The sequence below is a fragment of the uncultured Tateyamaria sp. genome (assembly GCF_947494755.1).
Lineage (GTDB): Bacteria > Pseudomonadota > Alphaproteobacteria > Rhodobacterales > Rhodobacteraceae > Tateyamaria.
Genome location: NZ_CANLVZ010000001.1, coordinates 436,778 through 460,540, shown reverse-complemented (window position 1 = coordinate 460,540; position 23,763 = coordinate 436,778). Strand labels below are relative to the sequence as shown.

The 23,763-nt window shown below is 61.3% G+C and carries 24 protein-coding genes and 1 tRNA gene; 8 read left to right on the top strand and 17 right to left on the bottom strand.

Features of this window, described 5'->3' with window-relative positions:
- Positions 1-16: 16 nt before the first annotated feature.
- The 4 genes from Q0908_RS02280 to Q0908_RS02265 all read left to right on the top strand — a co-directional run bounded on the left by Q0908_RS02280 (position 17) and on the right by Q0908_RS02265 (position 2,747).
- The gene (locus tag Q0908_RS02280) at positions 17-1,021 is read left to right on the top strand and encodes an NADP-dependent oxidoreductase (RefSeq protein WP_299280806.1); all 1,005 of its coding nucleotides are present in this window, start codon (positions 17-19) and stop codon (positions 1,019-1,021) included.
- Positions 1,018-1,491, top strand: coding sequence for a MaoC family dehydratase (locus Q0908_RS02275; RefSeq protein ID WP_299280805.1), 474 nt, complete (start codon positions 1,018-1,020; stop codon positions 1,489-1,491). The genes Q0908_RS02280 and Q0908_RS02275 overlap by 4 nt, the downstream gene beginning before the upstream one ends.
- 66 nt (positions 1,492-1,557) lie before the next feature.
- Positions 1,558-2,001 carry a type II 3-dehydroquinate dehydratase gene (gene aroQ, locus Q0908_RS02270; protein ID WP_299280804.1) on the top strand — a complete coding sequence of 148 codons (444 nt, stop codon included), beginning with the start codon at positions 1,558-1,560 and terminating at the stop codon, positions 1,999-2,001.
- The gene (locus Q0908_RS02265) at positions 1,998-2,747 is read left to right on the top strand and encodes a LuxR family transcriptional regulator (RefSeq protein ID WP_299280803.1); all 750 of its coding nucleotides are present in this window, start codon (positions 1,998-2,000) and stop codon (positions 2,745-2,747) included. The genes aroQ and Q0908_RS02265 overlap by 4 nt, the downstream gene beginning before the upstream one ends.
- A 470-nt stretch (positions 2,748-3,217) precedes the next feature.
- Here Q0908_RS02265 and pip read toward each other — a convergent pair whose 3' ends face one another.
- The 6 genes from pip to Q0908_RS02235 all read right to left on the bottom strand — a co-directional run bounded on the left by pip (position 3,218) and on the right by Q0908_RS02235 (position 8,134).
- Positions 3,218-4,132 carry a prolyl aminopeptidase gene (gene pip, locus Q0908_RS02260; RefSeq protein WP_299280802.1) on the bottom strand — a complete coding sequence of 305 codons (915 nt, stop codon included), beginning with the start codon at positions 4,130-4,132 and terminating at the stop codon, positions 3,218-3,220.
- A gap of 71 nt (positions 4,133-4,203) precedes the next feature.
- A complete protein-coding gene (gene tsf / locus Q0908_RS02255) occupies positions 4,204-5,079 on the bottom strand; it encodes a translation elongation factor Ts (RefSeq protein ID WP_299280801.1) in 876 nt (291 codons plus the stop codon).
- Positions 5,080-5,161: 82 nt separating this feature from the next.
- The gene (gene rpsB, locus Q0908_RS02250; RefSeq protein WP_299280800.1) at positions 5,162-6,040 is read right to left on the bottom strand and encodes a 30S ribosomal protein S2; all 879 of its coding nucleotides are present in this window, start codon (positions 6,038-6,040) and stop codon (positions 5,162-5,164) included.
- A 215-nt stretch (positions 6,041-6,255) separates the two neighbouring features.
- Positions 6,256-7,089, bottom strand: coding sequence for a lysophospholipid acyltransferase family protein (locus tag Q0908_RS02245; protein WP_299280799.1), 834 nt, complete (start codon positions 7,087-7,089; stop codon positions 6,256-6,258).
- Positions 7,086-7,847: a GNAT family N-acyltransferase gene (locus tag Q0908_RS02240; protein ID WP_299280798.1), complete on the bottom strand. Its 762-nt coding sequence runs from the start codon at positions 7,845-7,847 to the stop codon at positions 7,086-7,088. The genes Q0908_RS02245 and Q0908_RS02240 overlap by 4 nt, the downstream gene beginning before the upstream one ends.
- Positions 7,848-7,951: 104 nt before the next feature.
- Positions 7,952-8,134 carry a DUF3553 domain-containing protein gene (locus tag Q0908_RS02235; protein WP_299147939.1) on the bottom strand — a complete coding sequence of 61 codons (183 nt, stop codon included), beginning with the start codon at positions 8,132-8,134 and terminating at the stop codon, positions 7,952-7,954.
- 38 nt (positions 8,135-8,172) lie between these two features.
- Here Q0908_RS02235 and Q0908_RS02230 point away from each other — a divergent pair, with 38 nt between their 5' ends.
- Positions 8,173-8,766 carry a histidine phosphotransferase family protein gene (locus Q0908_RS02230; RefSeq protein WP_299280797.1) on the top strand — a complete coding sequence of 198 codons (594 nt, stop codon included), beginning with the start codon at positions 8,173-8,175 and terminating at the stop codon, positions 8,764-8,766.
- A gap of 17 nt (positions 8,767-8,783) precedes the next feature.
- Here Q0908_RS02230 and Q0908_RS02225 read toward each other — a convergent pair whose 3' ends face one another.
- The 10 genes from Q0908_RS02225 to Q0908_RS02180 all read right to left on the bottom strand — a co-directional run bounded on the left by Q0908_RS02225 (position 8,784) and on the right by Q0908_RS02180 (position 16,966).
- The gene (locus Q0908_RS02225; RefSeq protein WP_299280796.1) at positions 8,784-10,049 is read right to left on the bottom strand and encodes a glutamate-5-semialdehyde dehydrogenase; all 1,266 of its coding nucleotides are present in this window, start codon (positions 10,047-10,049) and stop codon (positions 8,784-8,786) included.
- Between the two features lie 78 nt (positions 10,050-10,127).
- A complete protein-coding gene (proB, locus tag Q0908_RS02220; RefSeq protein ID WP_299280795.1) occupies positions 10,128-11,234 on the bottom strand; it encodes a glutamate 5-kinase in 1,107 nt (368 codons plus the stop codon).
- Positions 11,222-12,256 carry a GTPase ObgE gene (obgE, locus tag Q0908_RS02215; RefSeq protein ID WP_299280794.1) on the bottom strand — a complete coding sequence of 345 codons (1,035 nt, stop codon included), beginning with the start codon at positions 12,254-12,256 and terminating at the stop codon, positions 11,222-11,224. Before obgE ends, proB begins: the two co-directional genes overlap by 13 nt.
- Positions 12,257-12,386: 130 nt before the next feature.
- Entirely contained in the window at positions 12,387-12,923 is a 537-nt protein-coding gene (locus tag Q0908_RS02210) for a GNAT family N-acetyltransferase (RefSeq protein WP_299148905.1), read from the bottom strand.
- A gap of 2 nt (positions 12,924-12,925) precedes the next feature.
- Positions 12,926-13,528, bottom strand: a complete 603-nt coding sequence (locus Q0908_RS02205) for a LysE family translocator (protein WP_299280793.1) — start codon at positions 13,526-13,528, stop codon at positions 12,926-12,928.
- Complete coding sequence (locus Q0908_RS02200; RefSeq protein WP_299280792.1) at positions 13,525-14,076, bottom strand: GNAT family protein; 552 nt, start codon at positions 14,074-14,076, stop codon at positions 13,525-13,527. The genes Q0908_RS02205 and Q0908_RS02200 overlap by 4 nt, the downstream gene beginning before the upstream one ends.
- An 88-nt stretch (positions 14,077-14,164) precedes the next feature.
- A complete protein-coding gene (rpmA, locus tag Q0908_RS02195) occupies positions 14,165-14,434 on the bottom strand; it encodes a 50S ribosomal protein L27 (protein ID WP_025046312.1) in 270 nt (89 codons plus the stop codon).
- Between the two features lie 12 nt (positions 14,435-14,446).
- On the bottom strand, positions 14,447-15,172 hold the full coding sequence (locus Q0908_RS02190) for a 50S ribosomal protein L21 (RefSeq protein WP_299280791.1): 726 nt from the start codon (positions 15,170-15,172) through the stop codon (positions 14,447-14,449).
- Positions 15,173-15,362: 190 nt separating this feature from the next.
- Positions 15,363-16,139 carry a DUF2059 domain-containing protein gene (locus Q0908_RS02185; RefSeq protein ID WP_299280790.1) on the bottom strand — a complete coding sequence of 259 codons (777 nt, stop codon included), beginning with the start codon at positions 16,137-16,139 and terminating at the stop codon, positions 15,363-15,365.
- Positions 16,139-16,966, bottom strand: coding sequence for a DUF2059 domain-containing protein (locus Q0908_RS02180; RefSeq protein ID WP_299280789.1), 828 nt, complete (start codon positions 16,964-16,966; stop codon positions 16,139-16,141). The genes Q0908_RS02185 and Q0908_RS02180 overlap by 1 nt, the downstream gene beginning before the upstream one ends.
- A gap of 194 nt (positions 16,967-17,160) precedes the next feature.
- On the opposite strand from Q0908_RS02180, the gene Q0908_RS02175 reads away from it, so the two are divergent.
- The 3 genes from Q0908_RS02175 (at position 17,161) to Q0908_RS02165 (ending at position 21,513) form a co-directional block, all read left to right on the top strand.
- A tRNA-Ser gene (locus Q0908_RS02175) sits at positions 17,161-17,250 on the top strand.
- A 142-nt stretch (positions 17,251-17,392) separates the two neighbouring features.
- Positions 17,393-18,676 carry a DUF6538 domain-containing protein gene (locus Q0908_RS02170; protein ID WP_299280884.1) on the top strand — a complete coding sequence of 428 codons (1,284 nt, stop codon included), beginning with the start codon at positions 17,393-17,395 and terminating at the stop codon, positions 18,674-18,676.
- 1,049 nt (positions 18,677-19,725) lie between these two features.
- Positions 19,726-21,513: a DUF3363 domain-containing protein gene (locus Q0908_RS02165; protein WP_299280788.1), complete on the top strand. Its 1,788-nt coding sequence runs from the start codon at positions 19,726-19,728 to the stop codon at positions 21,511-21,513.
- A gap of 40 nt (positions 21,514-21,553) precedes the next feature.
- Here Q0908_RS02165 and Q0908_RS02160 read toward each other — a convergent pair whose 3' ends face one another.
- The gene (locus Q0908_RS02160) at positions 21,554-23,761 is read right to left on the bottom strand and encodes a topoisomerase DNA-binding C4 zinc finger domain-containing protein (RefSeq protein WP_299280787.1); all 2,208 of its coding nucleotides are present in this window, start codon (positions 23,759-23,761) and stop codon (positions 21,554-21,556) included.
- Positions 23,762-23,763: the final 2 nt, after the last annotated feature.

Here is a 23,763-nt window from a genome sequence, read left to right as displayed (position 1 = left end):
ACATCGGAGCCTGCCAATGACCAACCGTCAGATCACAGTTGCCAGCCTGCCCACCGGCGCGCTTGAGGCCGGGCATTTCCAGCTTGGCGATGGGGCTATGCCGGACCCGCAGGACGGCGAGGTTCTGCTGCGCACCATTCTGATGAGCATTGATGCGGCCAACCGGTCGTGGATGCAGGGCGCGACGTACCGTGATGCGGTCAAACCGGGCGATGCGATGCCAACCTATGCGATCTGCGAGGTGGTCGAGAGCAAGTCACCGCGCCTGAGCCCCGGCGACATTGTCGCTGCCGAGACCGTGTGGGCGGATCATGTCACCCGACCGGCCCACAAGCTGCAAAAGCTGCCCAAGATCGCGCCCCTGTCCCATTTGCTGAGCGTTTACGGCATCGCGGGCAAGACCGCCTTTCACGGCCTGCTGAGCGTCGGTCAGCCGCTCGCGGGGGAAACCATCGTTGTCTCTGCTGCTGCGGGGTCCGTAGGCGGCTATGTGGGTCAGATCGGCAAGGCATTGGGGTGCCGTGTTGTGGGCATCGCGGGTGGGCCTGACAAATGCGCCTATGTCACCGATCACTTGGGCTTTGACGGTTGTGTTGATTACCGTGCGGGCGGGCTGTTCAAGGCGTTGAAGGCGGCATGCCCGGACGGTGTGGATGTCTATTTCGACAATGTGGGCGGCCAGGTCCTCGAAATCACTCTGGCATTGATGAACGAACGGGGCCGGATCGTGTGTTGCGGCGCGATCAGCCAGTATGACACCGACACACCCACTGGGCCACGCAACCTGCCCGGCCTTGTGGTGGTCAAGCGGCTGCGGATGGAGGGGTTCATTGTCATGGATTTCGCCCATAACGACGCCAAAGCCACGCGCGCGCTGCAAACATGGGTGGCCGAGGGCAAGATCAAAGTCAGTGAAGACATCGTGGACGGGCTTGAGAACGCGCCCGCCGCGTTGATCGGCCTGCTGAATGGCGACAACACCGGCAAGCGCATGGTGCGCGTCGGACCGGACCCGGCATGAGTATCGCGGACGCGCACGCGCAGCTGACACAGCAGATCGGCGAAGAGGTCGGCGTGTCCAACTGGATCACCGTCGATCAGGCGATGATGGACCAGTTTGCAGAGTTGACCCACGACACCCAATGGATCCACACCGACCCGGAACGCGCCGCGCGCGAGACACCCTTTGGCGGCACCATCGCGCACGGTTTCCTCACGCTCAGCCTTGCGTCGCGCTTTGCCTATGACTGTTTCCCACTGATGACCGGACAAACCATGGGCATCAATTACGGGTTCAACCGCATCCGATTTCTGACCCCTGTGCCGGCCCAGAGCCGCTTGCGCGGACGGTTCACGCTGACCGGCGTGACCTTGCGATCCGCGACCGAGTTGCTGCGCGAAACCCGGCTCAGCATCGAAATCGAAGGGCATGAGACGCCCGCACTTGTGGCAGAATGGCTTGGACTGGCGGTATTTGACGCCCTGCCCTGATCGCAACACTGGACAGGACCCTGACAAACTCGCTAACACCTCCGTATCTCAAGGGTAATTTTCGAAATGCTATCCGTTCTTATTCTCAACGGGCCCAACCTGAACCTGCTTGGCACACGCCAACCTCAGATCTATGGGCGGACCACGCTGGCCGATGTCGAAGCGATGTGCGCAGCACACGGACAGGCCAACGGATTTGAGGTGACCTGCGCCCAATCCAACCACGAAGGCGCGCTGGTCGATGCAATTCACGCCGCCAAGGGCACCCATGACGGAATCGTGCTGAATGCGGGTGCCTATACCCACACCTCGATTGCGCTGCATGACGCGATTGCAGGAACCGAACTACCTGTTGTTGAATTGCACCTCAGCAACATTCATGCACGTGAGGCGTTTCGCCATCACAGCTTTATAGCCCCTGTGGCCGTTGGCATGATCTGCGGCTTTGGGGCGGCGGGATACACGCTGGCGCTTGATGCGCTACTCGGACATCTGGAGGACACATCGTGAAAAGCTATCTGCACCGCCTGTCCAACTGCCAGACCATCGAAGAGCTGTGGGAGGCCCACAGCCGCAAGATGGAAGAGTATGGGTTTGACCGGCTGATCTATGGGTTCACGCGCTATCGCTCGGGCAATTCGCTTGGGGACCCCGAGGATTTCATCATCCTGACGAACCATGACAGCGCCTACACCAACGTCTTTATGGGCGAGCAGCATTATGTGCACGCCCCCATGGTCAACTGGGCGCTCAACAATGAAGGCGCTTGCAGTTGGGGCATCCTGGCCCAGATGCAAAGCACCAAGACCCTTACCCCCGCTGAACAGCGCGTGCTCGAGTTCAACTACTCCATGGGTGTGACGGCTGGCTATACGATCAGTTTCAAGTCCGTGTCGGCCCGGTCCAAGGGCGCGATTGCGCTGACGGCCAAAGCGGGCATGAGCCAGGACGATATCGATGCGGTCTGGGCTGAGCATGGGCGTGACATTCATCTGATGAACAATGTGGCCCACCTCAAAATCCTCACCCTGCCCTACACGGCACCCAACCGATCCCTGACCAAACGTCAGCGCGAGGCGTTGGAGTGGGTGGGCGATGGCAAGACGATGCAGGATATTGCCGTTATCATGGGTCTGACCTCGGCCACGATCGAAAAACACCTGCGTCTGGCGCGCGAAGCACTGGCGGTTGAGACCACTGCGCAGGCCGTGCTGAAGGCCGCATTTGCCAACCAGATGTTCATCCTCGAAGCCTGAATATTCGCATAGGTTGCAGAATCGGTTTGCTGTTTTCGATGGCACTGTGCCCACCCAAAGCGCTTGCGGTCTGGATTCCCGTTCTGTCAGGGCAGAAATACGGCCCTCGTGTCTGTTCCAACCTAAATTGCTGAATTCCGGAAATAATCTTGCGAAAAACCTCACGTCATTTGTGCTTTTTGACCAAAGGGTAAGGAATCCCCCACTTTCTTAACCCTAGGTAAATTTGCATTCTAGGGATGTTCCGTGAGTGGTGGCTTTGGCCAGGGAGCAGCAGAACAGACCCCGCGCGATTTCGTGGGCCCTCTGTTTTGACCGGTCTTACCGGACCCGGCTCGTTTGTGTATTTTTCCACAGGCGGGTCGGACTTTGAACGCACCTGCACGTCTCTTCCCCGTGGCATTGGGTGCTTCCAAAGGGGCGGAACCCAGTCCCAAATAAACGGTTCCGCCCGCCTTTGCCCCTCTGGATCAGATCGAAAATGCATCCGTCGCCGCGCGGATCGCACGTCGCATTTCGTTGTCGAGCGCGGAATGTGTAATGCCATCCAGAACCTGCAAGGTCGCGGCAGGCCAGACCTGTGCCAATTCCCATGGCCCGCGCAGGGGACAGGACGGATCAAACTGGCTGTGGATCATCGTGCAGGGGATGTGCGCCATCCGGTCGGCCTTGCGCAGCAGTTCCTCATCTTCGAACCAGGCACCATGTGCAAAATAATGCGTGACGATCCGGGCAAAGCCGCGCCGGAAGGCCTGATCGGCGTAGCGCGAGTTGGGGTCGTGGATGTCGCCACCGAAAATCCCCGTTTCCCACGCGCACCACGCATCCGCGGCGGCTTGCGCGCGGACCGGGTCGCGCAGGCGGTTGTAATAGGCTCTGATCCGCGCGGGCGTGTGTTCGGCCAGCCGCCCGACCTCGGGCACGTGATCGCAGAACGCGGCATAGGCCTCGGGAAAGAGGTTGCCCACGTCCCCGTAGAGCCATTGCAGATCGCGCGTCGCTGTCGTCGCGACCCCTGCCAGCACCATGGCCAGTACACGGGACGGGTGTGTCTGGGCGTAGGCCATCGCAAGGGTCGAGCCCCACGAGCCGCCGAACAGCACCCATTTTTCGATGCCGTAGTGGCGGCGCACCGCTTCGATATCTGCGATCAGATGCTCGGTGGTGTTGTGATCGAGGGCGGCGAGATCACTGGCCGCAGACGGAGTGCTGCGCCCTGCCCCGCGCTGATCCATCACGGTCACGCGATAGCGGGTGAGGTCGAACAGGTCGTAATGCCCGTCAGTGCAGCCCGATCCGGGACCGCCATGCAGCACGAGCGCGTCGGTGCCCCGCCCGGCCTGACGAATGTAGATTTCGTGCCCGTTTCCAACGTCCAACATCATGGCGCGACCCTCCAACGCAAAACGGCGCGCCTCATGGGCGCGCCGTTTCACAAACTTTGCAACAAGATCGCTTAGCTTTGGCCGACTTTGGCGACTTCAGCGGCGAAATCCTCTTTCTCGACTTCGATGCCTTCGCCCACTTCCAGACGGGCAAACCCTGTGATCGTCGCGCCCGCTTCCTCGGCGGCCTTGGCCACGGTCAGATCGGGGTTCACCACGAATTGCTGATTCAGCAGGGTCACTTCGGACATGTATTTCTTCATCCGGCCCACGATCATCTTTTCGATCACCGCTTCGGGCTTCCCGCTTTCGCGCGCGATGTCCATCTGGACCTGCTTTTCCTTCTCGACGACAGCGGCGTCCAGATCATCTTCGGACAGGGACGCAGGGTTCACAGCCGCGATGTGCATCGCGACCTGTTTGCCGAACGCTTCGTCGCCGCCGGTCATGGCAACCAGAACGCCGATCTTGCCCATGCCGGGCGCGGCAGCGTTGTGGACATAGGACACCACGGTTTCGCCGGTCAGCTTCGCCATGCGGCGCACGCTCATGTTCTCACCGATGGTGGCGATCTTGTCGGTCACGACGTCGGCGACAGTCTTGCCACCCATGTCGGCAGCCTTGAGGCCCTCGACATCATCCGCGCCAAGCGCGACCTTGGCGATGCCCGACACCATGTCCTGAAACTCGGCGTTTTTGCCGACGAAATCGGTTTCCGAGTTCACTTCGACCGCAACACCCGTGCCACCGTCCACGACGACGGCCACGAGGCCCTCGGCAGCGGTGCGCCCGGATTTCTTGGCGGCCTTGGCCAGACCCTTGGTGCGCAACCAATCGACTGCCGCTTCCATGTCGCCATCGGTTTCGGTCAGCGCTTTTTTCGCATCCATCATGCCTGCGCCCGTGCTGTCGCGCAGTTCTTTGACCATTGCTGCTGTGATTGCCATGATCGGCTCTCCTCACTGAAATAGGAATAGATGCGGCGGTGCGTAACACCGCCGCGTAAGGTCGGAAACGTGACGGCGCGGCTTAGCCTTCGGCTTTGGCCACGGTCTCTTGCTTGGACTCGAGGTCGAGCGGCGCATCTTTGGACATCACGTCATCGGACACGGTCTCTTCGGAGGCCGCGCCTACTTCGACGCCGGTGCTCGCAGGTTCGGCCACGGCCTCTTCGGCGGGGGCCTCTTCCATGGCACCCAGATCGACGCCTGCTGCACCAAGCTGTGCAGTCATGCCGTCAAGGGCGGCGCGGCTTGCCAGATCGCAGTACAGCGAGATGGCGCGGGCCGCGTCGTCATTGCCGGGAATGATGTAGTCCACACCGTCGGGCGAGCAGTTGGTGTCGACCACGGCAACAACCGGGATGCCCAGCTTGTTGGCTTCGGCGACGGCCAGTGCTTCTTTCTTGACGTCGATGACGAACAGCAGGTCAGGACGTCCGCCCATTTCGCGGATGCCGCCAAGCGAGGCCTGCAATTTGCCCTGATCGCGCTCCATGCCGAGACGCTCTTTCTTGGTCAGCCCCTCAAAGCCGATCTCGGATTGCTCGTCGATGTTTTTCAGCCGCTGGATGGATTTGGACACGGTCTGCCAGTTGGTCAGCGTGCCGCCGAGCCAGCGGTGGTTCATGTAATATTGCGCGCATTTTTCAGCCGCTTCGGCCACAGGCTGTGCCGCCTGACGCTTGGTGCCCACGAACAGGACGCGCCCGCCCTTGGCAACCGTGTCGCGGATTGCCTGCAACGCCTGGTCCAGCATGGGGACGGTTTGCGTCAGATCCATGATGTGGATGCCGTTGCGCGCGCCGTAGATGAACGGGCCCATACGGGGATTCCAGCGTTGTGTCTGGTGACCAAAGTGCACGCCTGCTTCGAGCAGTTGGCGCATGGAGAACTCGGGAAGAGCCATGTCGTATTTCCTTTTTCCGGTTTTCGCCTTGTCCGGGGGTGCAGCGCGGATGCGCCAACCGGTGGACGTTATGGGGATGTCTCCCCCATAGGCCCGCCCCGGACTGCGGATTGAGTGCGTGCGCTTTAGGAGGTTGCGCGCGCCTTGGCAAGGGGGAATGGCGCGGCTCCGGTGGAATTTGAGTATTTCGGGAACAATGAAAGAGGCAGGAGGGCTCAGCCCCGGTCTGAAGCAAGTGCGTGCCCTTCGCGGACCTGTTTTTCCGCTGCCGCTGCCAATGCTTTGCGATCGGGCATGTCGGACACTGCAATGGCCCGGTGATAGACCACCTCGACCCAACCCTGCCGGGCCAGCGCCAGCGTCGTCAGCAGGTGGTTGCCAAACTCCATGTCCCCCCACCAGCCATAGGTGCGGATGTCACCGCCTTTGGGCGCATGATACGTGACCGACACCGGCTGCACGGCCATCTGGTCCCGCAAAGACGGCGCGAAGAAGGCGGCAAACAGCGTGGATTTAAACGTCAACACCCGCAATCCGTCGGTGCTGGTCCCTTCGGGGAAGAACAGCAGTCGCTGCCCCGCGCTCAATCGTTCGCGAAACTGGTCCGTTTGTGCGCGCGCCTTGGCCCGATCGCGGGCGATGAACAGTGTTCCTGTGGCCCGCGCCAGCACGCCGATGCCGGGCCAATGCGCCACCTCGGATTTCGACACAAAGAACACACGGTCGCTGGCGTTCAGTACAAAGATGTCCAGCCAGCTTGAGTGGTTGGCAACGACCGCCCCCTGCCCTCGCATGGGTGCCCCGCGGCGCACCAGCCGCAAGCCCAACAGCAGCAAAGCGAGCCGACACACTGTCTGCGTTATCCACGGCGTCCAAGGGCGCGCCAGACCGAACAACGGCCGCTCGATCAACCGCAGCGGCAACAGCAGGCACAGCCCAACCACGATCACGGTGATGATGGTCGCCCCGCGCAGCAGCATCCGGACCCATCCAAGCGCTGTGATGTCCGACGCCTTGGGCGGTGGGCCGCCCTCCCATGTCACGTTCATGGGGTCGCTCCGTAGATCCGTCTTTGCCGTTCGGACATGGCGGCTGTGTCCATGATCAGACACACATCGGTGGTGTTAAAGGCATGATCCACGTAAGCCCCCTGCCCGACAACGCCGCCAAGGCGCAGGTAGGCCTTTATAAGCGAAGGGATCTGGACCATGGCCGCGCGCCGGTCGATCTGCGCCTCGGGCATCCGGTCCATCGCGACCGCATGGGGCGGTTTGGCCCGCACACGCAGCGGTGCGGGTGCAAGGTGGCGATGATGCAGCAGCGACAGCGGTGCCGCCAGCGCGTCCACATCCGTGCCGTGGAATGAAGCGACGCCGAACATGATCTCAATGCGATGCTGCGCGACATAGGCCGCCAACCCGTTCCACAGGTGGAACATCGCCTCTCCACCCCGGTAATCGGCATGCAGGCACGACCGACCCAATTCCAGCAGCCGACGCCCCGACGCGCGCAAGGGCGCAAGGTCATATTCATCGTCCGAATAGAACTGGCCCGCTTGCGCCGCACGCTCGGCAGGCAACATGCGGTAGACGCCCACGACCCGGTTTGCCACCTCATCCGTCAGGATCAGATGGTCTGAAAACGGATCGAACCTGTCCTGCTCGACACCGGCAGCGTGATCGACAAGAGGGCCGCCACCCCCCAATTCGCGCACGAATACCTCGTAGCGCAAGGCTTGCGCCGCCCGCAGATCCGCATCCCCCCGCGCAAGGGTCACACGAAATTCAGGCGCGTGGGTCAGTGTCATGCGCGCCGTTTACCAATCCTGTGGCGGCCACGTAAAGAGGGCATCACCACCTCGCCTTATAGTTGCATTCATGCGGTGAGATGTTAATGTTTCAGAAAGAATGTTCAGGCATCAAAGACGGGCACGAGGGCAATACGCGTGCCATCAATCACCACCTTGCCCGCATCGGGAAAGTTCACGGTGACGCGGGCGTCGATATTGCTTTGAACCTGACCGATCCCCCAGTCATCCTGAGTGGGGTGGCGGACCAACATGCCGGGAGCCAGAATGGCGTTCAAATCTTCCATGTCTCACCTTTTCTGTGGGCATCGTTCGGGGGCCCAGCATGGGCCAGTCTAATGTCAACCTCGCCGCCCTGATCGGCAGTCGCATCTGTCACGATCTCATATCCCCAATCGGGGCGATCAACAACGGTCTGGAACTGCTTGGCATGTCCGAGGGGCGGGATGGGCCCGAAATCGACCTGATTTCGGAAAGCGTGGACAATGCCAGTGCGCGGATCCGCTATTTCCGGATTGCCTACGGGGCCGCCAGCAACACTGAAATGGGCCGGGCCGAGGTCGTGTCGATCCTGAATGACACCTCGCGCGGCGGGCGGATGAAACTGGCCTATGGCCCGCTTGACGGTCAGCCCAGATGGGCCATCCGCATGGCGTTTCTGGCCATTCAGTGCCTTGAAAGCAGCATGCCCTATGGCGGCCGCGTCGAGGTCAATCGCGACGCACATGGCTGGTCCGTGACTGGGTTTTCGCAGAAAACCAATGCCGATCCGGCGTTGTGGGACTTGCTGAAGGGCGCGGAGGTGACGGATCTGGCACCGGCCCATGTACAGTTCGCCTTGCTGAGCGCGGTGGCCGGTGATGCGGGGCGCACGGTCGAGACCGAAATCACCCCGGACTTGCTGCGTATCCGCTTTTAGCTTCCCGCTGCGACGGCTTAGTCGCGCACCGTGCCTTCGCCACGCACCAGATATTTGAAGCTGGTCAATTGCGCCGCCCCAACGGGGCCGCGCGCATGCATCTTGCCCGTGGCGATCCCAATCTCGGCCCCCATCCCGAATTCACCTCCATCGGCAAATTGGGTGGAGGCGTTGTGCATCAGGATGGCGCTGTCGAGTTCCGTCAGGAACCGGGTAGCTGTCGCTGTGTCTTCGGTCAGAATGCAGTCGGTGTGGTTTGATCCATAAGTGCGGATATGGTGCATCGCCGCGTCCAGATCAGGGACAATGCGGGCTGCGATCTCCATATCGAGATATTCCTTGCCCCAGTCCTGATCCTGCGCAGCTACCACGCCGTCGATGGATTGCAGGCCAATGTCGGCGTGGACCATGACACCTGCGTCGATCAAGGCGCGCACGACGCCCTGCCCGATGGTCTGCGCAACGTCCTGATGGATCAGCAGACATTCCGCGGCACCGCAAATCCCGGTGCGCCGCGTCTTGGCGTTGAGCACGACCTTCAGCACCTTTTGCGGGTCTGCGTCCTTGTCCACATAGATGTGCACGATGCCTTCAAGGTGAGCAAATACCGGCACGCGCGCTTCGCGTTGCACAAGGCCCACCAACCCCTTGCCACCCCGCGGGACGATGACGTCGATGGTGTCCGTCATGGTTAACATCTCGCTGACCGCCGCGCGGTCGCGGGTTGGCACCAGCTGGATCGCGTCCTCGGGCAGGTTGGCATCGCACAAGCCTTGCACAAGGGCGGCGTGGATCGCGGCGGAGGAATGAAAGCTCTCGGACCCACCGCGCAGGATGACGGCGTTGCCCGCCTTGAGGCAGAGCGCGCCCGCATCGGCGGTGACATTGGGGCGGCTTTCGTAGATGACACCGACCACGCCAAGGGGCGTGCGTACCCGCTGGATATGTAGGCCACTGGCTTGGGTCCAATCGGCGAGCACTTCACCCACCGGGTCGGCCTGTTCAGCCACCGCGCGCAACCCGTCCACGATGCTGCGTACGCGATCTTCGTCCAGCCGGAGGCGGTCCATCATCGCATCCGACAGCCCCTTTTCGCGGCCATAGTCCATGTCGCGCGCGTTAGTGGCGATGATCTCTGCGCGTTGCGCCCAGACATGTTCGGAGGCCGCGATAAGGGCTGCGTGTTTGCGCTCGGCACTGGCAAAGGCGAGCGTTGCGGCAGCCGTTTTGGCACGGGCCCCGATCTCTCTCATCAGCGCGGGAATGTCGTCGAGGTCTTTCATGCCACATGTCCTTTGTCGCACTGCTTTGTGTCGGATTTTATGCCTCTGGCGGCGGTATTGCCAGTCAGAAGACGCAGGTCAAAGCGCCATATCATCCCGCTGGATCAATGCGGCGCGGCCCGGATAACCCAAAAGCGCCTCAATCTCGGCGCTGTGGTGGCCCTTGATCGTTTGGGCTTCGGCGGCGGTATAGCGGCTGAGGCCAAGGCCAAGCTGATTCCCGTCCGGCCCCATGATCGCGACCGGATCGCCACGCCCGAAGGCACCTGAGACTGCATGAACTCCGGCAGGCAAAAGACTGTTTCCTTTGGATAAAGCCCGCGCAGCACCTGCATCCAATGTGATGGTGCCCATGGGTTTCATGGCCGCAATCCAGCGCGTGCGCGCCGCCTGCGGATCCAGCGTCGCCGTAAACCAAGTCGCATTCGCTCCGGTATCGAGCGCCTGAAGCGGGCGCATATCGCCGCCCTGACAAATCGCCATGGCGCAGCCTGCGGCGGTTGCCGTCTTGGCCGCCATCAGCTTGGTTTTCATGCCCCCTTTTGACAGGCCCGAGCCCGCATCACCGGCCTGGGCCTCGATCTCGGGTGTGATTGTGTGGATCACATCGTATCGCGTGGCAGTCGGATCATCACCCGGGTTGGCCGAGTAAAACCCATCCACGTCCGAGAGCAAGACAAGCTGGTCTGCGCCGATCGTGGCCGCGATCTGCGCCGCCAATCGGTCATTGTCGCCAAAGCGGATTTCATCCGTGGCGACTGTGTCGTTTTCGTTCACAATCGGCAGTGCGCCAAGCGCGATCAGCTGCTCCAGCGTTGCGCGGGAATTGAGATATCGGCGGCGGTCGCGGCTGTCCTCAAGCGTCATGAGGACTTGCGCGGTGGTGATGCCGTGCGGGGCCATTGCCTCTTCATAGGCGCGCGCAAGGCGAATTTGGCCCACCGCCGCAGCAGCCTGGGACTGTTCGAGCGCGAGGTCATGTGCGGGCAGTCCCAATGCGCCCCGGCCCAAAGCAATGGAGCCGGACGAGACCAGCACCACCTGCACGCCATGAGATTTGAGCCAATGCACGTCCTGCGCCAGACCGTTAAGCCAATCCTGACGCAGAGCACCGGTCGTGCGATCCACCAACAGTGCTGATCCGATCTTGACGACCAGCCGTTTGGCCGATGTCAAGGACGCCATGGCTCGATCTCTTCCTGAGGGCGGTGGCGGATGCGGTCATCGTCGATTTCAGCGCGCAGCGCCCGCAGCACTTCAGTCACCCCTTCGCGCGCAACGCTGGACATGATCATCACAGGTCCATCAGACGCTTTTTCCAATTCTTTTCTTTGACTTGCGCGCTCTTTCTCATCCAAGGCGTCGACCTTGTTCAGCACTGTGATCCGCGGCTTGTCGGCCAGATCACCGCCATAGGCTTCGAGTTCGGTGATGATGGTCTGATAATCTCCGGCTACTGTGTCGGAGGTGCCGTCAATCAGGTGCAAAAGCACCGCGCAACGCTCCACATGGCCCAGAAACAGATCGCCAAGCCCGCGCCCTTCCGAGGCCCCTTCGATCAGGCCCGGGATGTCAGCCACCACAAATTCGACATTGTCGACGCCGACGACGCCCAGGTTCGGGTGCAGCGTGGTAAAAGGGTAGTCTGCAATTTTTGGCCGCGCATTCGATGTAGTCGCCAGAAAGGTCGATTTGCCTGCATTGGGCAGGCCGAGCAGGCCCACATCCGCGATCAGCTTGAGACGCAGCCAGAGTGTGCGTTCAACCCCCTCTTGCCCCGGATTGGCGCGACGGGGTGCCTGGTTGGTGGCCGATTTGAAATGCAGGTTGCCCCAGCCCCCATTACCGCCACGCGCAAGTTCGACCCGTTGGCCCAACTCGGTCATGTCAGCGATGACCGTTTCCTGATCCTCGTCGAGGATTTCGGTTCCAACGGGGACCCGCAGCACGATGTCATCGCCGTCCTTGCCGGTGCGTTGCCGCCCCATTCCGGGCACGCCGTTCTTGGCAAAGAAGTGCTGTTGATAGCGGAAATCAATCAGCGTGTTCAGCCCATCCACCGCCTCGGCCCACACGGAGCCGCCGGTGCCGCCATCGCCCCCGTCGGGGCCGCCATACTCGATGTATTTTTCGCGCCGGAATGAGATGCACCCATTCCCGCCTGCACCCGAACGGATGTAAACCTTGCAGAGATCAAGAAACTTCATGGCGGCGTCCTAGAGGAGTTTGGGCGTCATTGGAATGGGCACGTGAGGGTTTGCGAAGTGGCACCGCTATGGGGGCCCTGCCCCCGGCTGTGCCTCCCCCGCGGTATTTCCGGTCAAAAGAAGGCAGGCGTCAAAGTTTGCGGCTGTAGGTCCATGTGGGCACCGGGGCGTCGCGTGCCACCGAGAAGGATTCAGCGTCTCCCAGATATTCAAACCCGCAATGGGTCAGTACCCGCGCCGAGGCAGGGTTGTCCTGAAAGACCGACGCAAACATGTTGGCATTGTCCATCGGGTTGGCCTCGACCAGGGCTTGCACCGCATCCGAAGCCAGCCCTGTGTTCCAGAAGGGTGGCGCGACCCAATATCCGACTTCGGACTGGTTGCGGTCCATCCGCTCGAGCGAGATCAGGCCCATGACTTCGGCCCCGCCGCTTTTGTGGCCATCCATGGCCCAGACGTCTTCGTCGCGTTCATCCGCCATGGCGCGGGCCACAAAGCCTTCGGTCATGCCGGGTGGGACCGGGTGCGGGATCGAGGTGGTCATGCATGCCACGCGTTTGTCACTGGCATACATCTCGATCAGGCCCATATCGGACTTGCGCAAGGGCCGCAGCACAAAGCGCTCGGTCTCAATCGTGGGCTGGCTTACGATTTTCTTCATCTCCACTGTCATGTTCCTCCTCCGAACAGAACAAACAGGACGGACGTGACCGTCAGCCCTGCGAGTGTATACATTAGATAGGGTTCCCAAATGGTTCCTGCGAGGGTGCGCGCAATTGTGTTACCCGCCAGCGTCCAGAGCGGGTGCAACAGGACTTGTGTGCCGAGCAATATGGCCGCGATCCATACTGTCGCGATGAGTGGGTCTGTTCCCGGTGCAACGAAGCTGGTGAATCCAGCCACGATCATTGCCCATGCTTTGGGGTTGAGCGGATGCACGATCAGTCCGGCGGCAAACCCAGGGGCTTTCGGATTGACATCGCCAGTGCCAAGCCGCAGGTTCGCAACCTTCCAGGCCAACCAGATGATATAGGCTGCCGAGACCCATTTGAGCGTTTCAAAGACCCATGGCGCGCGATCGGCAAGCTCCATCAAGCCAAAACCAATCGGCCAGATGATCAACTGCTTGCCCAAGGCGACCCCAGCCACGAAGGGCAGCGCGGCGCGAAAACCGTAGCGTGCGCCGGTCGCGAGCAGTGCCATGTTCGCAGGCCCTGGCGTGCCGACCTGGCTCGCTGCGAAAACTACGAATGAGGCGACGGCGACACTCATCCGAGCCGCTCCAGATCGCGGTCGAGCAGACCCATGATCAGATCGTCATGCCACTGCGACCCGATGCAGGCGGATTCGCGTTCGCGACCCTCCTGCACAAACCCCACCTTGAGGTAGGCGGCTGCTGCGCGTTCATTGAAGGCCAGCACGCGGCACCCAAGCCGGTGCAGCCCCATCGTGTCAAAGGCGTGGGTGGCCAAGAGCCGCATCGCTTCGGTCCCGTAGCCCTTGCCCAAGGCGTTCGGGTCCAGAATACCGATGGAGAGTTGCGCGCGCCGATCCGCATGATTGATCGAATGCAGGCGCATGGCACCAATCAACGCCCCGCCCGCTTCGATGATCCAGGCGTGCGGCGTATCGATCTGGGACTGCACCCAGGCTTGGGCGGCTTCGGGCGTGATGTCGCGGACCTGAGACGGATCTGCGCCGAACATGGCGTGGATTTCAGGCGTGTTACCGAGTGCAAAGCGGGCATCCAAATCGCTTGGCACCGCCGGGCGCAGGGTGACCTGCGGGCCTTTCAAAATGGGTTTGTCGTGTTGGGCCATAATGCATGCCCTTTCGAACGCTGAAAAAGAAAAAGGGACCGGCGTGTCCGCCGATCCCTGATTTTGTCAAAACCTTATCGGGTGCGGCTTACTCTGCGGCCTCCGCCACTGGCAGAACCGAAATAAACGTGCGGTTTTTCAGCCCCTTGTGGAAGGTGACTGAACCGTCAACGGTTGCAAAGATCGTGTGATCCTTGCCCATGCCGACGCCTTCGGCCGGCCAGAACTTGGTGCCGCGCTGACGCACGATGATGTTGCCGGGAATGACCGCTTCGCCGCCATATTTCTTGACGCCAAGGCGACGCCCTGCGGAGTCGCGACCGTTACGGGATGAGCCGCCTGCTTTTTTATGTGCCATCTGTGCTCTCCTTTACGCTTTTGCTTTGGCCTGGTCGATCCAGCCTTCACGCTCGATCCGGCCTTTGAAAGACAGTTTCTCGTCCATAGCAGCAACGTCCTCGGGGGTCCATGCCGCGATTTGCGCGAACGTGGTCACACCGGCGGCGTGCAGCTTCTTCTCGAGGGCCGGGCCGACACCGGACAGCTCTTTGAGGTCGTCTGCGCCACCTGCGGGGGCTGCATCAGCCTTTGCGGGGGCAGCTTTTTTCGGAGCTGCCTTTTTGGCAGGCTTGGTTTCAGCGACTTTTTCTTTCGCTTCACCTTCGGCCACGCGGCGCGCCATCTCGGCTTGCTTGGTCTTGTTCTTGGCGTATTGACCATCGCTGATCACTGCCCCAAAGCCTGCACCGTTCACAGCCGCCATCACGCCGGACTTGTCCGCGCCCGAGGACAGGATGTCAGTGATGCGCAACAGTGTAAGTTGCTGACGGTGGCCCTTGGTGCGCTTGGACGAGTGCTTGCGGCGCCGCTTGACGAAGTTGATCGTCTTGGGGCCTTTGATCTGTTCGATGACTTCGGCCTGCACACCGGCATCTGCCACGGTGGGCGAACCGACCACGGGGCTGTCGCCACCGATCATCAGAACGTCATTGAATTGAACTTTGTCACCTGCGTTTGCGGCCAGTTTTTCAACGCGGAGCGTGTCGCCCGATTGAACTTTGTACTGTTTGCCGCCGGTTTTGAGAACCGCGAACATGGGTCGTATTCCTTTGTCTGCCGCGTTCTGTGGCCCCGGGGTTCCGGTGTTTGTGACCTTTGTCTTCAAAGGCCGCCTCGAACAGCGCGCCCCATGTGGGGCGTCATTAAAACGAAACGGGCCAGCAAGGGCGCTGGCACGATGGGCGGCTTATTGTTGGATCACGCGGCCAAGTCAAGAGCTATCGGGATCACAGCTCATTTTCAGGCATCAGCGCGCCCGCGGCCTGCCCAAGCCCGTAAGACAGCGTCGCATAGCTTTGGGCAAAGGCGTCAAACAGGGCGTTATCAAGCGCCTGTCCGACATCCGTGGCCCAGAACCCTGCATAGGTCTCGATCTCGTCCTCGGTCATGGGGGATTGGATCAGCGCGTAATAGCCGTACAACCACGCGCTTGTGTCTTCCATGATGGCGGGGCGTTGGGCCTCCACATCCGGTGGGGCGGTGTTGTTCAGTGACGTTTCGGCGATCCCAGCAAAGAACGCGGTCTGCGCCATGACAGCAGCGTCGGTGTTGCGGGTCACGAGATCGCGCAGGTCGAGAAATTGCGTGACGACGGGGCCTGCCTCGGCTCCTGCGGCGCGGGCAGCGGCCTCGACATCCGGGTTTTGCATCGCCTGACGGGCCTGCACTTCGAGGTCGATGATCTTGGTGCCGATATCGCTTTCAAAGAACAGCAGAGCTTGGGCCGTGGTACTTTCATCCAGTGTCGCAGCCATCGCGTCCTGCAATTCAGCCAGCAGGCGCGCAGGATCATACAGTTTGCGCACCGTCTCGACCCAGACTGTACCACCCTGCCCTTGCAACATCGTGTCGTTGATCGCGCCGCCCGCCTCGATCCCGTCCTCCGAAAACGCGGCGATCAGCGCAGGCACGCCCATCGCCTCGATCAGGCGGTCCACGTCCGGATTGGCAAGAGCCGCACTGGCGCTCAGGCACAGCGCGGCGATGGCTGTGCGCAGCGGCATCATAGCTCCTGACTCGGCTGGAGGCGTTGCATCGCGCTGGCCAGTGCCTCGAACCGGTTGGCCATGATCTCGTATTGGACCGCATTCATCAGGTCATAGACCCGGCGCATCTTGGGATGTTCGAGCGCCTTGGCATATTCCAGCACCTCGTCATCGGAGAACGCCTGATAGGTATAGGCCCCGCCGCTGATGGCCCCCTCTTGGATGCTTTCTTTCAGCGCCTCTTCGTCTGCTGACAGCAGCTCACGCAGGTCAGGTTCGTCCATCTGCAATTCGATCACACCGGCACCAGAGGCGGCGAGCAGAAAGCGCACCTGCACCTCCTGAATGGCGCGCACGGCTGTACCCGCACTGTCGGACGCCGCGTTCATCCTCTTGATGTAGTCAAGGCGCGGGCTGTCGAGCGCCTCAAGGCCCGCCACAATCGCCTCACCGCTTTCCTGCTTCAGCGCGTCATCTTCTTTCATGTGCGAGGCGTTTTCCGCCTCCACCAGACGCTGGCCCAGATCGGTGGCATAAAACTCGGCCGCATGGGTCAGCATATCGTCTTCAAGGGTCTGTTCTAGAATATCGAGGGCCATGTTGTGCATGGTCTCGGTGGCAAAGACTTCGGTTGTGAGCCGCGTCCACTCAGTGCCGAAATCCTCGGCCTCAAGGCCCAGCATCTGGGGCGCGGAACTGGCCGAAAGGCGGATACTTTCGAGCGCCACATCAAAGCCCGTCACCTCCAGAAAATCCTGCAACTTGGCCCGGTCCGCCGCCAGAACAGCACCCGGCAGGGTCAGGCAAAGGGTCAAAACGGTCAGGCCATAACGAAGTGCGCGCATATCTATCCTCTTACGTGATGTTGCGGGTTGTCACTAAGGTGGCGGTGAGGGGCGGCAATGTCACCCCCAGTAGCCGAAATTTCGCCTGTGCGCCGCGTGTTCATTGCCTGTCGTGCCACAGATGCGCGGGTGAGTGCAAAAAGCGTCTTGCCCTTGGCTCACAGAGGCTCTAGTTGGGCGCACCAGACCCCCGCGGAGAGGTGCCGGAGTGGTCGAACGGGGCGGTCTCGAAAACCGTTGAGCCTTCACGGGTTCCCAGGGTTCGAATCCCTGTCTCTCCGCCATTTACCCCAAGATCGCTGTTTCGTAACGCGCTGATAGTAGTGCGAATTTCGGCGTTTTCGCGCTTATGGCGATTCCCGGTCCGCTTGATTTGCTGCACATTTTGCTACACAGTTTGCTGCACAAACGCGGAGGTTTTCCGTCATTAGCATTGCAAAGAGAGGCCGTCTCTACCATCTCCGCCGCCGCGTTCCGCGCCGGTATGGAGGGGTTGAGCTACGCGAAACGGTCTGGATCAGCCTGCATACAGACTCCGAGATGGTTGCCAGGAGCAAGGCGGATCGCGCGTGGAGCCAGATGATTGAGGCATGGGAGGCGCGGTTGGCTGGGGATAGCCGCGACGCGGAGGCCCGCTATGAGGCCGCGCGGGACCTGGCCCGAGTTCGCGGCTTTCGGTATCTGGACGCAAGTTCTGTGGCGGAACTTCCGGTCGGCGACGTTTTGGAGCGCGTTGAGGCCATCCCTGCGCCTGCGAACCAACCGGATAGGGTCGAGGCTGCAGCCCTTCTCGGCACCATCCCCGAACCCCGCATAACGGTCACCAAGGCGCTCGAGCTCTACTGGACGCTTGCGCGTGAGAAGACCTTCGGCAAAAGCGAAGACCAATTGCGCCGTTGGGAAGCCCCCCGGAACAAAGCCATCAAGAATTTCGTTGCGGTCGTCGGTGACAAGGAGATCGCGAACATCACCCGCGATGACATGCTGGACTTCCGCCAGCACTGGCTCGACCGGATCGAAGCGGGCGAGGTCACTGCGAACTCCGCTAACAAGGACCTGATCCACCTGGGCGACGTGTTGAAGACCGTGAACACGATGAAGCGTCTTGGCTTGGCACTGCCGCTCGGCGAGTTGTCTTTCAAGGAGGGCGAGAAGAAGACGCGCCCGCCGTTCAGTGAAGACTGGATCAGGACGCGGCTGCTCGCCCTCGGCGCGCTCGACGGGTTGAACGGTCAGGCGCGCGCCTTACTCCTGGGCATGATCAACACCGGCTACCGACCGTCGCAAGGTGCTGCGCTGACGGCGGAGACGATCCGGTTGGACGGCGACGTGCCGCATATCTCCATCGAACCCGAGGGACGGCAGCTGAAGAGCCACTACGCCCGCCGGGTGATCCCGCTGACTGGTGTCTCGCTGACCGGTGTCTCGCTGGAAGCCCTTAAGCAGTACCCCGAGGGCTTTCCCCGCTACCGCAACCGAGCCACGTTGAGCGCGGTCGTGAACAAGTTCCTCCGGGCCAACGGCCTGCTCGAGACCCCGCGCCACTCGCTGTATTCCCTGCGCCATGCCTTCGAGGACCGGATGCTCGCCGCCGGGATCGATGATCGCATTCGCCGCGACCTTTTCGGTCACCGGCTTGATCGTGAGCGGTATGGCAAGGGCGCGTCACTGGAACATGTCGCCGAGCTTGTCGCCCGGATCGCCTTCTGACCCAGCAAGGCATGCGCCCGGCGCTGCACTTGTGTGAGCCGCGTCTCTTCCTTCACGGCTGCGGCCAGTTCCGCCTCAAGACGCTCGAAGATCGGTGTAAACGCTGCGTCCTGGACAACGAGCTTCGACACCTTCATGAGCGCCGCCTCGATCCGCGCGGCATCGACCGTCCGGGACGGACGGGGCTGCTGCTGGGAAGGGCCAGTCAAAGGTGTCATGCAAGATAGCATGGAGCCATGCGTTCGGCTTGTGCAGATCACGCAGACCGCCCGCGCAAAACGGCTTGCCACAGCGTACAAAACGGACAGTTGGATTGTCCGGCGCATCGGCGTCTCGCGATGAATTCGACCGGCGACCGCCATGCCTCAGAGCGATATTGCCGAGCTTCGAATCATCCCGGTCCGGTTGGCTGCGCAGGCACGTTGGCGGCATGATGAACGTCACGCATTGGGCTTTTTGGGAGGGCCGACGGGAGCTACGGAAGGGGATGGCAAGATAAAGCGAGTTCCTCGCTGCCCGGGCCTGTGGCCCTAAGCTGTTGTCTGCACATTGTTTTTCGGCGTGATATCCGATGGGCCGCACCGTGCCGTGCGGCAGGGTTTTCCGTTTTTCTCAATGATATCAATAGTCAGACGTGGCACGCCGCGCGGTGTGTTCGCGCTGGAACCCGCTACGGCGTCTCTTTGCACGCCAGGCTTCGACGCCCCTCAAACGCTGCTTGATTGGCCCAGAATGGGCGTCGATCGTGGTCCCATGACCCGAGATGAGAACGACCTCCGCATCCGTCCCGGTAAGGTCCGGGACCGCGCCCAGAGCGCCCACGCGTGCGGCGCCCGGCACGAGGCTTCCTGGCCGACGTGCATCGAGCAATCCGCCGGGCGGGCGGTGACCCGAACAGGCTGGCCGGGAAGAGGAAGGCAAGCGGACGGTTCAACGCCCGTGGCCGGGGTGCCAAGGTGGCGGCGCAGTTGAAAGGCCGGAGTCCTTGGTCCCGAAGCGCTGACGGGACCCGAACCCGCGCCCGTCGGGTGACCGTGAAAGCGCGGATCGTGAAGCTGAATCCGCAGCGCGGTGCGTCGCGCGGGCGGTCATTTGTCAGTGCAAAGGCGGTCGATGCGCATCTGCGGTATCTGGAGCGTGACGGTGTCACGCTGGACGGCGAAAAGGGTCAGGTCTATTCGGCGGATCAAGACACAGCCGACGGTCGGGACTTCCTCGACCGGGGCCGTGAGGACCGCCATCAGTTCCGATTCATCGTCTCCGCAGAAGGCGGTGTCGAGCTTGCCGACATGCGCCAGACGACCCGAGATATCATGGCGCAGATGGAAGCCGATCTTCAAACTCGGCTCGATTGGGTCGCGGTCGATCACTACAACACCGGGCATCCGCACGCCCACATTCTGGTCCGGGGGATCACCGATGACGGCAAGATTCTGAACATCGCAGGAGATTACATCGCGCATGGGGTCCGCGAACGGGCGACCGACATCGTGACACTGGAACTTGGACACCAGACCGATCTCGAGGTGACCGACCAGCTGCGCCGCGAAGTGCACGCCGAGCGCTTTACCCGGCTCGACCGGATGCTGATGGCCGAGCAGAGGGCGAACAACGAATTTGCTGATCTGCGACCGGACAAGGACATGCTGGAGACGAAGAAGCGGAATCGCGCGCTGTTGATCGGCAGGGCGCAGTATCTGGAAAAACTCGGTCTTGCTGAACAGAGCGCGCCGGGTGTCTGGCATCTGGACGACAGCACGGAACCTACGCTGCGTGCGATGGGGGAGCGCGGCGATATCATCAAATCGATGTATCGCGCGTTGGATTCCAACGATCTGGCGGCGCAGCGCGGGGCGGCACAGCTCACGATGCATCGAGACGGACTGCAGCAGCAGATCGCTGGCCGCGTTCTTGCCAAGGAACTCGCGGGCGACGGGTCTGGCGACCGGATGCAGCTGGTCATCGACGGGACCGATGGCCGCGTGCACCAGATCGAGCTGCGTGCCGATCATTGCGAGGGGATCGGACGCGGCATGATCGTGTCGGCAACACCGCCGCCAACGGAGCCAAGAGCGGCTGACCGGAACATACTCGCGGCCACAAAAAGCGACGGCACCTATAAACCGTCGCGGCACATCGAGATGGCCCGGGAACAAGAGATCAGCCCCGATCCGGCCCGATTTGTCGCGGCCCATGTGCGGCGGCTCGAAGCCCTGCGGCGAGCGGGGATCGTCGAGCGGAGAAGTGACGATCACTGGAAAGTGCCGACGGACCTGCCCAGACAGGGGCTTGCACATGATCGCAAACGCCACGGCCATGGCCCGCGTATGACCCTGCTCTCGCCAATCAGTCTGGACCGGCAAGTAACCCACGATGGCGCGACCTGGCTCGATAGGGAATTGACCGCGCAGAGGCGGGGCGCGGTCAGAGAAACGGGCTTCGGTGCAGAGGCAGGCCGGGCGATGGACCAACGCAAGCGCGTGCTGGTGACGCGCGGAGATGCAGTCGATCTCGGCAATGGTCGCATACGCGCGCCGCGAGACCTCATCCAGCGCCTCGAGGCGCGTGAGGTCGAACGCGTCGGGCGCGCGATGGCTGCGGAACAAGGGAGAAAATGGAAGCCCGTGACACCCGCCAGCCAGTTTGCAGGCCAACTCACCGGCAGCACGCAACTGGCCAGCGGACGCTTCGCGATGATCGACGACGGCTTAGGGTTCAGCCTCGTGCCGTGGAACACCACATTGGAGCGGCGCATCGGGCTGCAAGTGTCCGGGGTTGGCATGTCCGGCGGCGGGATAGACTGGACGTTCGGAAGGCAGCGAGGGCTGGGGTTGTAGGCAATACACGTGGCATCGGCCATTATGTCGCAAAGATCGCCTAAGTGGCCGATGGGTTGTAGCTCGATTTTCCGACCAGGTTTCGGGTGCCTTTGCAATGTGGATAGCCTGAACAACCCCAGAACTGATTCCCGGCGTTTTTGCCCCTCCGTGCCCTACGCAGGACCATGGACCTTCCGCAGTAGGGGCAATCAGGTGTGCCTCCGGCATTTGCTACGCGTGGTGCCGTCGGTGGAGTATTGGGCGTTGGCGCTCTTGGTGAATGTCGCACGGGCTGGGGTGGCGGCGTCACTGTCAGCGCCACTGTTGAAGTCGGAACGGAAGCCCCCAGGATCTTCAAGTCTTGTTCGGCCTGTGCACGGGTTCCCAGCGCCACCAAAAGCGCACTGTCACTACGTGCTTTTGCTGGCAACGCATCAAGCCGCGCCTTAGCATTGCGAAGTGTTCCCAGCCCATTGCGGATATTGGATTCCAATTTGAGTTTCTCAGCCGCGAAACGCCCACGCAATGCTCTTTCGTCAGTGACGTCCTGAGCGTTGGCTGTTCGGTCATACTTGAACCGGGATTCGTGCCTACGCCGCCACTCCACCAGCTTGCCAGTCATGACGTCACCAAAACCCGGTACTCTCAGCACGGATGATCGACTCACATCGGCAGCGGTTTCGATCCCGAACGAAATCAGCGTCGCTGTCTTGGAAGGCCCAATCCCGGAAATGTTGGCGCGACGGATTGAGAAACCGTCAAGGTAGGCCTGTCGCTGACGCGACTCCCGGTTGGATTTCAATATCATCAACTCGCGCGTCAGCGCCTCGTCATGCCCTTTGTAGGCGGCGATTGTGGCGTCCAGATCGCCGCGCACCTTCACAACCTCCGTCAGACCATTCCGGCGAACGAATGATTCCAACTCGCGCTGCACCTTTTCATCTGCGTCCTTGAAGGCTTTCTGGAAGGGGCCGGGTTCAACTTCACGGTCTGAGAACGTAACCCACCCCCAAATCGCCAGCCCGACCCATACAAACCATGCGGGAATAGCGACGATGAACCCGGCAACAGCGCCGCCCATCATGAGCAGACCCAAGAAAGCACGCCCGCGCTTGCCACTCTTGGCCTCACTGAGAGCGGCACTTGCCCCACGCGGGGCAGGTGCCTGCGGCAACAGGTCAGCAACCGTTGGGAACCGGAAGGCGAGTATTTCGCGGATTGCTTGTGCTGTCCCGCGTGTATCAGTTGGAATATTCGGCGTGACGGCTGACAGGTCCGGGAACATGTCAAAGCCGCTATTGGCCGTCAGTGCGCACCATACGCACCCCTTGGCATTGCTTGGGAAATAGTGCGTCTTGACCCTGCTACAGTGATTCAGTGAGCCTTCCAACTTCGTCAGGGCACCAACCCAATCCAACGCGCTAGGACGCACGCCAGCGTTCAATCCGAAAGCTTGTTCAAACGCAGTCACAGCGGCGTCGGGAAATAGATCGAGTGTCAGTGCGCCGGGGGGTGGTGTTGTCCGCGTAGCGGACTGGCGTGTCAGCGAAAACGCGAAGCGGTTTTGTACTATTGCATCGCCCATGGAAATATCTGGACCGCTATAACGCCCCGCATATGGGTGACGGCCCATGAACAACAGGTGAAAGATCGCAACGGCAAGCCCGAAGTTGTCGTGCTCAATCGTACGCTCTACAGATGCGAGGTTTTTTCCGTGAAGTTCGGGCGGCGTAAAATCCGGCACGCCGACGACGCAGGGATAGGACTTTCCATTCAAGCGAAACTGAAAGCTATCAGCGTCGATTAGGGCAACAGTCGCGTCTTGCGCCACCAGAACACCGGAATGGTTCAAGTCGCCAATGACACAGCCTGTTTGATGGACCTTCCCCACGGCGCGGGCCACATTCAGTGCAGTATGGACAATGAACCGGTAGTCGGCTTTCGGGAAGTAGCGTTGGCGGGATTTAGGACTGTAAAGCTCGTGCAGCGGGCGGTAGCCCGACACAAGTCGCATAACAAATCCAAGGAAGTTGCCCTGGTTGTCAGTGACGATTTCACCAGGATAGGCCACAAGGTCAGTCTTTATGGCAAGGCCTTCGCCAACCATCGCACGCACTTTGTCTTCACGCTTTGAACGCAAACCGGCGTTGTAGATTTTGACGGCCTGCCCAGACCGACCCTTGATCGCGTAGACCTCACCTTCGCCGCCCTTGCCAATCAACTCAGCAACTGAAAATCGACTATTCCCGATAACGATTTCCTGCACGA